The sequence below is a fragment of the Agromyces cavernae genome (assembly GCF_021044935.1).
In the GTDB taxonomy this organism is placed as follows: Bacteria; Actinomycetota; Actinomycetes; order Actinomycetales; family Microbacteriaceae; genus Agromyces; species Agromyces cavernae.
On the sequence record NZ_JAJNMP010000001.1, the window covers coordinates 285,932 to 295,618 of the forward strand.

The window sequence follows — 9,687 nt, forward strand, 5'->3', positions numbered from 1 at the left end:
TTGTTCTGCCGGTCGAGTAGGCTCGCCAGCGCCGTATCGAGACCAGGTGGGCAACTGGTGCGAGCCCCGGAGCTCCGGGGCTCGATACGCTGGTCTCGAGACGGCGCTTCGCGCCTCCTCGACCCATCGCCTTCGTCGCTACTCGACCGGCGCAGCCCTAGAGGCGGAGCTCGTAGGTGATCGAGTCGGGCGTACGGGACGCTTCGGCGAAGCCCTCGCCCTCGAGCACGCGGCGCGCGGGGAGGTTCGAGATCTCGGCTTCGGCGCGGGCCACGCGAGCGCCCGCCGACCGCGCGAGCGCGACCGTCGCGGCGACCGTGTGCTGCGACAGGCCCTCGCCGCGCACCGCGGGCACGAGCCCGAACACGAACTCGACGACGCCGTCGACGTCGGGCGGGCCGAACAGGTTCACTCCCCCGATGGCCGCGCCGTCGTCGCCGCGGCGCACGAGGTAGGGGCCGAACGGGGCCGGGTCGCCGTTCTCTCGCACCGCACGCACGTACTCCGAGAGCAGTTCGGGTTCGTCGGTGAACGCGTACGCGCCCTCCCACCCGTCGTGGGGGTCGACCTCGCCGGCCAGCATGCGCTCGGCGTCGTCGAGGGTGAACGGATGCAACGTGAGGGGAGTCGTCGTCGTATCCACGTACTTCACTCTCGCACGTCGGTCCGACACTCGCCAGAGTTCTCCACAGGATGACGGGGAATGTCACGAGCGGCCGTGCGTTCCTGTTCGAGGGGTCTCGAGACGCGTGCTCCATCGTCGCGCGCTCCCCGCCCGGCAGGACGTTACTGGTTTTGACAATCATTATCAATAAGCGTAGGTTCGAAGCATGACCCGCCCACCGCGAGACACCGCATCCCGATCGACCCGCCTGCTCGCGGCAGGCGGCGTCATCGCCGCGGGGGTGCTGGTGCTCGCGGGCTGCGCGAGCCCCGGGGCATCCGGCGACTCGTCAGAAGGGCCGTCGATCGTGGCGACGACGACGCAGGTCGGCGACTTCACGCGCGAGCTCGCGGGCTCATCGGCCGACGTCACCCAGTTGCTCTCGCCCGGGCAGGGTGCGCACGGGTTCGACCCGTCGGCCGGGCAGCTGCTCGCCCTGGCGAGTGCCGATGCGCTCGTCGTCAACGGCGGCGGGCTCGAGAGCTGGCTCGACGACGCCATCGCGGCGTCGGGCTTCAGCGGGGTGCTCATCGACGCGAGCGAGGGCATCGAGCTGTACGGCACCGGCGACCACGGAGACGAGGCGGCAGGCGAGGCCGGCCACGACGGCCACGCGAGCGACGCCCATGCCCCCGACGCTGCAGCCGAGGCGACCGACGACCACGCGGGCCACGACCACGGCGACGGCAACCCGCACATCTGGACCGACCCGGCGCTCGCCGAGCGCATGGTCGAGAACATCGCCCACGGTCTCGCCGAGGTGCCGGGTGTCGATGCCGACGAGATCGAGGCGAACGAGTCCGACTACACGGCAGAGCTCCACGCGCTCGACGAGTGGGTCACCGAGAACGTGGCCACGGTGCCGGTCGAGCACCGCCTGCTCGTGACCAACCACGACGCGTTCACCTACTTCGTCGACGCGTACGACGTCACGTTCATCGGCAGCATCATCCCGAGCTTCGACGACAACGCAGAGCCGAGCGCCGCCGAGATCGACGACCTCGTCGCGAAGATCCGCGACACGGGCGTGCGGGCCGTGTTCTCAGAGGCGTCGATCTCGCCGAAGGCCGCCGAGACGATCGCGGCCGAGTCGGGCGCCACCGTGTACTCGGGCGATGACGCGCTCTACGGCGACTCGCTCGGCCCGGCGGGCACCGAGGGGGAGACCTATCTCGGCAGCCAGGTGCACAACGCCCGGCTGATCCTCGAGTCGTGGGGCGTCGAGCCTTCCGCGCTCCCCGCCGCCCTGCAAGGATGACGCCATGACCGACTCGCCCGTGCTGCGCCTCGTGGATGCCGCATTCACCCATCCCGGTGGTGCGGGTGTCGAAGGGCTCCGCCTCGACATCGCGCCGGGCGAGGCCGTGGCACTGATCGGACCGAACGGGGCGGGCAAGTCGACGCTGCTGAAGGGGATCCTCGGTCTCGTGCCGCGGACCGCGGGCACGATCGAGATCGGCGGCGTTCCCGGTGACGCCCAAGCGCATGCCCGACACGGCATAGTCTCGTTCCTGCCGCAGTCCGCCGACCTCGACCCCGACTTCCCGATCAGTCTCGAGCAAGTCGTCATGCAGGGGCGCTACCGCGGGCTGGGGCTGTTCCGATGGCCCGGCCGCGTCGACCGTGCCGCCGTTCGGCACGCACTCGAGACGGTCGGCCTCGACTCGCTCGCCGCGCGCCCGTTCGGCGAGCTCTCGGGCGGCCAGCGACAGCGCGGACTGCTCGCGCGCGCGCTCGCATCGGAGCCCCGACTGCTGCTGCTCGACGAGCCGTTCAACGGACTCGACCAGCCGAACCGCGATGCACTCGTCGACACGCTCCGCTCACTCAAGCGCGACGGCGTCGCGGTGCTGGTCTCGACCCACGACCTCGAGCTCGCTCGGCTCGTGTGCGACTCCGTCGTGCTCGTGAACCGCACCCAAGTCTCGTGCGGTCCGGTCGACGAGGTGTTCACCCTCGGCAACATCCAGGAGTGCTTCGAGGGCGTCGAGGTCGAGATCGACGAGCACACGGTCGTCGTTCCCGGGCACGAGGGGCGTTGATGCCGTTGCCGGCATACTGCTCGATCGCGCGGGGGAGGGGGAGCGGATGTCCCTGACCGACGCACTCTTCGCCGCCTTCTCGATCCCGTTCATGGGCCGGGCGCTGCTCGTGATGCTCGTGCTCGCGGTCGTCGCCGGAGTCGTCGGCGTGCTCGTGAACCTGCGCGGCCTCGAGTTCATCAGCGACGGTCTCACGCACGCCGTCTTCCCCGGCCTTGCCATCGGACTCGTCATGGGCGGCACGGCGGGACTCGTGCCCGGGGCGACGATCGCGGCACTCGCGGGTGCGCTCGCACTGACCTGGCTCGACCGGGCCGGCATCACGGCCGACGCCGCGATCGCCATCGTGCTGACCGCGACGTTCAGCATCGGCGTCATCGTCGTATCGATGAGCGACGACTACGCTGGGGCGCTCGAGGCGCTGCTGTTCGGGCGCGTGCTCACGATCCCGCCCGACGAGGTGCTGCCGCTCGTGCTGGTGAGCCTCATCGCGCTCGCAGCGACCGGCCTGACGCTCAAGCAGCAGCTCTTCCGGGCGTTCGACGCACCGGGAAGCCGGGCCGCCGGCAACTCGGCCCTCGCGCTCGACCTCGTGCTGAACGCGGCGATCGCCCTCGTGGTGGTCGCCGCAGCGAGCACGATCGGCACGCTGCTCGTGCTCGCCCTGCTCATCGTGCCCGGCGCCGTGGCGCGCCTCGTCACCCGGCGTCTCTGGTGGCTGTTCCCGGTCGCGGCACTCTTCGCCGCCGTCGGCTCGTGGCTCGGCCTGGCGACAGGCTTCGCGATCTCGGTCGGTGCGGGTGTCGACCTGCCGGCCGGCGCGACGATCGTCGGCGTGTTCGTGCTCGGGTATGCGGTGGTGCTGCTGGGGCGGTTCCTTCTCGGGCGTGGGGGTCTCGATACGCGTGCTCCTTCGTCGGGCGCTACTCGACCGGCGGAGGGTTTCGAGACGCTCGCTCCGCTCGCTCCTCAACCCGCAGAGGGTGCGGGGGAGGGGCGCTGATGGGGTACTTCGAGCGGGCCCTCCTCGCCGCGGTGGTCATCGGCATCGGCGCGGGATTCGTGGGTGCCCTGGTGGTGCTGCGTCGGCGTACGTTCTTCGCCCAGGCGCTCACGCACGGCACCTACCCGGGCGCAGTGGTCGCCGCGGCGCTCGGCGCGAGCGTGCCCGTCGGTGCGGCAGTGGCATCCGTCGCACTCGTCGCGGTGATGGCCGGCATCGCACGCATCCGCCGGCAGGGAGCGCAGGTGGCCGCCGGCATCGTGCTCACGGGCGGGTTCGCCGCCGGTGCGCTGCTGCAGGCGATGATCCCCGGGCTGCCCGTGCAGGCGGAGTCGCTGCTCGTCGGATCGATCCTCACAGTGACCGACGCCGACATCGTGCTGGCGGCCTGCGTCGCGCTCATCGCCGTCGCTGCGGTCGCGCTCGCAGGCAAGGAGATCGCCTTCTCGACGTTCGATCCCGCCGGCTTCCGCGCCGCGGGCTATCGAGAGTGGCCGATCGAACTGCTCGTGCTCGTGCTCACCGCCGCATCGGTCGTGAGTTCGTTGCCCGCGGTCGGCGCGATCCTCGCCATCGCGCTCATCGCCGCACCGGCCGCCGCGGCGCGACTGGTCGTCGGCTCGTTCCGCGGCGTGCTGCTGGCGGCACCGGTGATCGGTGCCGCTGCGGGAGTGCTCGGCGTGCTCGCTTCGCGGGCGTTCGCGATCGCGGCGGGGCCCGCGATCGCGCTGGCCGCCACCGGATTCTTCCTGCTCGCCTTGGGGATCTCCAAGCTGCGGGGGCTACCGTTGAAGAGAGTCGACATCCCCGTCGAGACCGCAGAGGACGCACGAATCGCATGAAACGCAACACGTGGCAACGCGAGGCCGTGCGCGAGGCGCTCGACGCGACCGAGGGGTTCATCAGCGCGCAGGCACTTCACTCCACGCTGCACGCGACCGGATCGCCGATCGGCCTCGCCACCGTCTACCGGGCGCTCGGCGATCTCGCCACGAGCGGTGAGGCCGACTCGCTGCAGTCGCCCGACGGCGAGTCGCTCTACCGCGCGTGCACCACGACCGGACACCACCATCACCTCATCTGCCGCAACTGCGGGCTGACGGTCGAGATCGCGGCCGACGAGGTCGAGGCGTGGGCGAAGCGCGTCGCCGCGCGCCACGGCTTCACGCAGGCGGCGCACGTGGTCGATGTCTTCGGCCTGTGCGAGAACTGCACGAGGCTCGCAGCGGGGGAGTAGCAGAAGCTCGCAGCGGGGGAGTCGCAGAGGGTCGCAGCGGGGGAGTCGCAGCCCGACGTGCATTCGCCGCCTCCGCGGTCTGGTCGGAGGCCATTTCCAGCGTGCATCGATCGACTTTCATCGGAATCTGTGATTAGTCTGTCCTCGCCTGCGGCGCCGCCGGTGCCGAACAGGCCTTCGACTGGAGGAATCATGTTCGCGAACCTCAACGGCTGGCACGCCGTCATCGTCATCGCCGTCATCCTGCTGCTGTTCGGCGCCCCCAAGATCCCGCAGCTGGCGCGGTCGCTCGGACAGTCGATGCGCATCCTGAAGACCGAGATCCGCGAGGAACCGGGCGTCGCGATGCCCGGGGCAACGGTGTCGCCGGTTCCGGACGTGGCTGAGCCGGCAGCCGCTACTTATGACGGTGCATCGACTAAAGCTCTCTGAGAGTCCGCCAACTTTTGCTTGACCGACTCGTTTCAAATGCATAGAGTTCCGAAAAGCGAGCAGGTGATTCCACTGCGAGCTGTGTACACCCCTCTTCACGTGCAAAGGAGCATCATGAACGACGATCTCATCGATCGCAGCGACGATCCGCAGCTGGGGCGCAGCCTCGGCCTCACCCGACGCCAGCTGCTCGCGGCGACGACGGGCATGGCCGCAGCCGCCGCACTCGGTGCCGCCGCATTCGGCGCGGGCCCGGCCCACGCCGCAACGGCCGCCGCGGCGCGCACCGCGCCCGGCGCCAACGGAGTGCTGATCCCGCCCGGCAAGCGGGGCATCATCCTCTACACCGTCCGCGACGCCATCTCGCGCGACCCCGGCACCACCCCGTTGGCATCCGGGTTCCGCGCGGTCTTCGAAGAGCTGTCGCGCATCGGGTACAAGCAGATCGAGTTCGCGGGCTACGGTCAGCACGCGAACGCCGAGGGCGGCAACGTCAACAACGTCGCCGGCGCCCACCTGCTGCGTACGTGGCTCGACGACAACGGACTCGAGGCCGAGGGCAACCACGGCTCCATCCCGTCGACGATCACCGACGCGACGCTCGCAGCGTTCGACGCGCAGTGCGAGATCGCGAACATCCTCGGGTTCGGCCACATCGGCACGGGCGGCGACCCCACCGGCAGCGCCTACGTCGCCGACTGGGAGGCGGCGGCCGAGCGATGGAACATCCTGGGTGAGCGCGCCGCAGGGCACGGGCTGAAGCTGTACACGCACAATCACGACGCCGCGTACAGCTTCCTGCTCGACAGCGGCCCGCTCGACGCGCTGGGTCGCCCGACCCGGTCGAGTGGCATCCGGCGTCTCGAGCACTTCCTGGCGAACACCGATCCGAACTACGTGTACCTCGAGATGGACATCTACTGGGCGCACGTCGCGCAGTACAAGCACAAGGTGTTCACCGCCCCCGACGGCAGCTCGGTCGAGAGCATCTTCGACCCGGCCGCCGTCGTCGCAGCCCAGACCACCCGGTTCCCGCTGTTCCACGCCAAGGACGGCAAGAGCAACCCGAACACGGCGAACGGCTACGACATGGTTCCGTTCGGCACTGGAGACATCGACTACACGACGTTCTTCCAGCGCATCGGGGCCAAGGGCTATCACAACCCCATGTGGGAGCAGGACTCGGCTCCGGGCGGCGCAGCCAACCCCGGCCAGTCCCTCGCGTTCGCGCAGACCTCCTACAGCAACATGGCCGCCCTGCGCGGTTAGTGCATCTGCCCCGGGCCGTGCCCGTAACGCCGGCCCGGGGCATCCGTTCATCTCATGACACCCCTCTTCCAAGGAGACACTCATGTCAACACCCCGGTTCCGCCTGGGCGCACTCGTGCTCAGCGGACTCCTGGCGGTCACCTCGCTCACCCTGAGCGCCGGTGCCGCCTCTGCCCATGAAGGGCACGATCACGGCGACGAGGTCAGCGCCACCACGTGGGCGAACTACGAGCGCGTGACCCTGTCGCGTGATGTCGGCGAGCCGATCGACCTCGCCGTGCTGCCCGACTCGCGCGTGCTGCACACGACCCGTGGCGGCCAGGTGCGCCTCACCGATCCGGCCCAGGGCACGACGACGGTCGTCAACACGATCGACGTCTACGCGAACTCCGAGGACGGGCTGCAGACGATCGCCCTCGACCCCGGCTTCGAAGAGAACAACTGGGTCTACCTCTACTACGCGCCCAAAACGATGACGGCGCCGTACCCGGCGACCACGCCGACCGGCTCGGCGCCGAACACCCTGCCGGCTGGTGCCGACGAGTCGTACTGGAACCAGTGGAAGGGCTACAACCAGCTCAGCCGCTTCCAGTGGGATGCCGAGACGAACTCCCTCGACCTCGCGAGCGAACAGGTGATCATCAAGGTCGAGGTGCAGCGCGGCCAGTGCTGCCACGTCGCGGGTGACCTCGCCTGGGACAACGACGGCAACCTGCTGCTCTCGACGGGCGACAACACGCCCGCAGGCACGCCGGGTGCCAACGGCTACGCGCCGAACAACGACCGGGTCGGCTACAACCCCGGTCTCGATGCGCGTCGCGGCGCGGGCAACTCGAACGACCTCCGCGGCAAGATCCTGAGGATCGACGTGCAGGACGACGGCTCGTACACGATTCCCGCCGGCAACCTGTTCGCCCCGGGTACCGCGAAGACCCGCCCCGAGATCTACGTCACGGGCCTCCGCAACCCGTTCCGCATCGACTACGACCCCGAGACGAGTGCACTCACGTGGGGCGACTACGGCCCCGACGCGGGTACGGCGAGCGATCTGCGCGGCCCGATGGGGTACGTCGAGTGGCAGAGCACGACCAAGCCGATCAACGGCGGCTGGCCGTATTGCCACGGCCCGAACGCGAACTACAACGACTGGGACTTCGAGACCCTCACGCAGGGGCCCTGGTTCGACTGCGCGGCCGGTCCGCTCAACACCTCGCGCCACAACACGGGCCTCGACCAGCTGCCCGCGGCAACCGCGCCGCAGATCTGGTACGGCGACCAGCCCACGCACCAGCCCTGGCCCGAACTCGGCGCCGGCGGCCAGGCGCCGATGGGCGGCCCCACCTACCGGTACGACGAGGAGAACGAGGCGACGACGAAGTTCCCCGAGTACTGGGACGGCAAGGCGTTCCTCGCCGAGTTCTCGCGCGACCGCCTCTTCGCCTTCAGCCAGGAGGACCCCGACGGCGAGGTCACGAAGATCGAGGACTTCCTGCCGAACTCCGCCCTCAACGCGGCGGGCATGCCCCCGTGGGACAACGTGATCGACTTCGAGTTCGGTCCTGACGGCTCGCTCTACGTGCTCGACTACGGCGACGGCTTCTTCCGGCCGAACCCCGACGCCGGCCTGTACCGGGTCGACTACGTCGAGGGCACCAAGGGCCCGCGCGTCCAGCTCGACGCGTCGGTGACGTCGGGCCAGGGTCCGCTCGAGGTCGACTTCTCGGCCGCCGAGAGCACCCACCCCGACGGCCTCGCGCTCAGCTACGCGTGGGACCTCGAGGGGAGCGGCACGTTCACCGACGGTGAGGCCGAGGTGAGCCACACGTTCACCGAAGACGGGCAGTACACGGCTCGTGTGCGGGTCACCGACTCCGGTGGACGCGTCAGCCTCGCGTCGGTCGTCATCACGGTGGGCAACACCGCACCGACGATCGAGATCGTGGCTCCCGAGAACGGCTCGTTCGCCGACTGGGGCGACGCCGTCGCCTTCGAGGTGAAGGTCACCGATCCCGAGGACACCGAGATCGACTGCTCGCGTGTGAACTGGAGCTACGCCCTGGGCCACGACAACACCCACGCCCACCCGCTGTTCACCGGCACCGGCTGCACCGCGGAGATCGAGATGCAGGAGGAGGCCGGCCACGGCGAGACCGAGAACATCTACGCCCAGATCGGCGCCTCGTACACCGACGGCGGCAGCGCGACGGCTCCTGCGCTGACGAGTGACGACGTGACGTTGCTCAACCCGCGCGAGCTGCAGGCCGAGCACGCCGACGCGAAGGGCGGCGAGACGACCATCGTCGACGACGAGACCGCGCACGCGTTCCGCAAGGTCACGTCGTTCGACCCGGGTGATTGGCTCGCCTTCGACCCGGTCAACCTCGTCGGGATCACGGGTGTCGAGGCTCGCGCCATCGGCGCCGGAACCCTCGCCCTGCGCTGGGGCAGCGTCGACGCCGAACCGTTCGCCACGATCGACGTCGCGAGCACCGGCTCGGAGTGGCAGAACGCCGCGACCGCACTGGTCGACGCGCCTGAGGGCACCGATCGCCTCTACGTGACGTCCACGGGCGGTGTCGACCTCGACCAGCTCGCCTTCACGACGAGCGCGGTCGACGTGCGTGCACTGCTCGACGCGCTCGTCGAGTCCGGTGACATCACCAACGGCGCGCGCACGTCGCTGCAGGTCAACCTCGACCGTGCGATCGCGAAGCTCGCGGCCGACGACGTGGCCGGTGCCGTCGCCGACCTCGAGTCCGCGAAGAACCTCGCCGGCAGCGTCATCCGCGACACCGACGCCCGCGCGCTGGTCGTCACGGCCATCGAGGCGGTGATCGCCGACCTCCAGTAGCGCGTCGTCAGACGCCCCGACGGGTCCCCGGTTCGCGAAGCGAGCCGGGGACCTTCGCCTGACGGATGCCGCTCACGGCACGGTCGACGACCCCCATGTCCGGGGCGAGCGGGCTTCGGGCCTGTTCCGACGCGCAGCGCGTGGCCGATGCGCTCGCAGCCGTCGAAGGCCGAGAAACGCGTTCTGGGC

The 9,687-nt window shown here is 69.9% G+C and carries 9 protein-coding genes; 8 read left to right on the forward strand and 1 reads right to left on the reverse strand.

What is annotated here, in order from left to right; all coding sequences use genetic code 11:
* Positions 1 to 157: 157 nt before the first annotated feature.
* Positions 158 to 643, reverse strand: coding sequence for a GNAT family N-acetyltransferase (locus tag LQ757_RS01360; RefSeq protein ID WP_231045409.1), 486 nt, complete (start codon positions 641 to 643; stop codon positions 158 to 160).
* A gap of 187 nt (positions 644 to 830) precedes the next feature.
* On the opposite strand from LQ757_RS01360, the gene LQ757_RS01365 reads away from it, so the two are divergent.
* From LQ757_RS01365 to LQ757_RS01400, 8 genes are all read left to right on the forward strand, one after another.
* A complete protein-coding gene (locus LQ757_RS01365; RefSeq protein WP_231045410.1) occupies positions 831 to 1,922 on the forward strand; it encodes a metal ABC transporter substrate-binding protein in 1,092 nt (363 codons plus the stop codon).
* Between the two features lie 4 nt (positions 1,923 to 1,926).
* A complete protein-coding gene (locus LQ757_RS01370) occupies positions 1,927 to 2,706 on the forward strand; it encodes a metal ABC transporter ATP-binding protein (protein WP_231045411.1) in 780 nt (259 codons plus the stop codon).
* A gap of 46 nt (positions 2,707 to 2,752) precedes the next feature.
* Positions 2,753 to 3,709: a metal ABC transporter permease gene (locus LQ757_RS01375; RefSeq protein WP_231045412.1), complete on the forward strand. Its 957-nt coding sequence runs from the start codon at positions 2,753 to 2,755 to the stop codon at positions 3,707 to 3,709.
* On the forward strand, positions 3,709 to 4,551 hold the full coding sequence (locus LQ757_RS01380; protein WP_231045413.1) for a metal ABC transporter permease: 843 nt from the start codon (positions 3,709 to 3,711) through the stop codon (positions 4,549 to 4,551). The genes LQ757_RS01375 and LQ757_RS01380 overlap by 1 nt, the downstream gene beginning before the upstream one ends.
* Entirely contained in the window at positions 4,548 to 4,946 is a 399-nt protein-coding gene (locus tag LQ757_RS01385) for a Fur family transcriptional regulator (RefSeq protein ID WP_231045414.1), read from the forward strand. The genes LQ757_RS01380 and LQ757_RS01385 overlap by 4 nt, the downstream gene beginning before the upstream one ends.
* A 192-nt stretch (positions 4,947 to 5,138) precedes the next feature.
* Positions 5,139 to 5,378: a twin-arginine translocase TatA/TatE family subunit gene (locus tag LQ757_RS01390; RefSeq protein WP_231045415.1), complete on the forward strand. Its 240-nt coding sequence runs from the start codon at positions 5,139 to 5,141 to the stop codon at positions 5,376 to 5,378.
* Positions 5,379 to 5,492: 114 nt separating this feature from the next.
* The gene (locus LQ757_RS01395) at positions 5,493 to 6,647 is read left to right on the forward strand and encodes a sugar phosphate isomerase/epimerase family protein (RefSeq protein ID WP_231045416.1); all 1,155 of its coding nucleotides are present in this window, start codon (positions 5,493 to 5,495) and stop codon (positions 6,645 to 6,647) included.
* Positions 6,648 to 6,729: 82 nt separating this feature from the next.
* Entirely contained in the window at positions 6,730 to 9,498 is a 2,769-nt protein-coding gene (locus LQ757_RS01400) for a PQQ-dependent sugar dehydrogenase (RefSeq protein WP_231045417.1), read from the forward strand.
* Positions 9,499 to 9,687 lie beyond the last annotated feature (189 nt).

Excerpts from the sequence above, each read along its gene's own strand:
- LQ757_RS01400 (WP_231045417.1), top strand. The coding sequence starts at position 6,730 with ATGTCAACACCCCGGTTCCGCCTGGGCGCACTCGTGCTCAGCGGACTC.
- LQ757_RS01395 (WP_231045416.1), top strand. The coding sequence starts at position 5,493 with ATGAACGACGATCTCATCGATCGCAGCGACGATCCGCAGCTGGGGCGC.
- LQ757_RS01375 (WP_231045412.1), top strand. The coding sequence starts at position 2,753 with ATGTCCCTGACCGACGCACTCTTCGCCGCCTTCTCGATCCCGTTCATG.
- LQ757_RS01365 (WP_231045410.1), top strand. The coding sequence starts at position 831 with ATGACCCGCCCACCGCGAGACACCGCATCCCGATCGACCCGCCTGCTC.
- LQ757_RS01380 (WP_231045413.1), top strand. The coding sequence starts at position 3,709 with ATGGGGTACTTCGAGCGGGCCCTCCTCGCCGCGGTGGTCATCGGCATC.
- LQ757_RS01390 (WP_231045415.1), top strand. The coding sequence starts at position 5,139 with ATGTTCGCGAACCTCAACGGCTGGCACGCCGTCATCGTCATCGCCGTC.
- LQ757_RS01370 (WP_231045411.1), top strand. The coding sequence starts at position 1,927 with ATGACCGACTCGCCCGTGCTGCGCCTCGTGGATGCCGCATTCACCCAT.
- LQ757_RS01385 (WP_231045414.1), top strand. The coding sequence starts at position 4,548 with ATGAAACGCAACACGTGGCAACGCGAGGCCGTGCGCGAGGCGCTCGAC.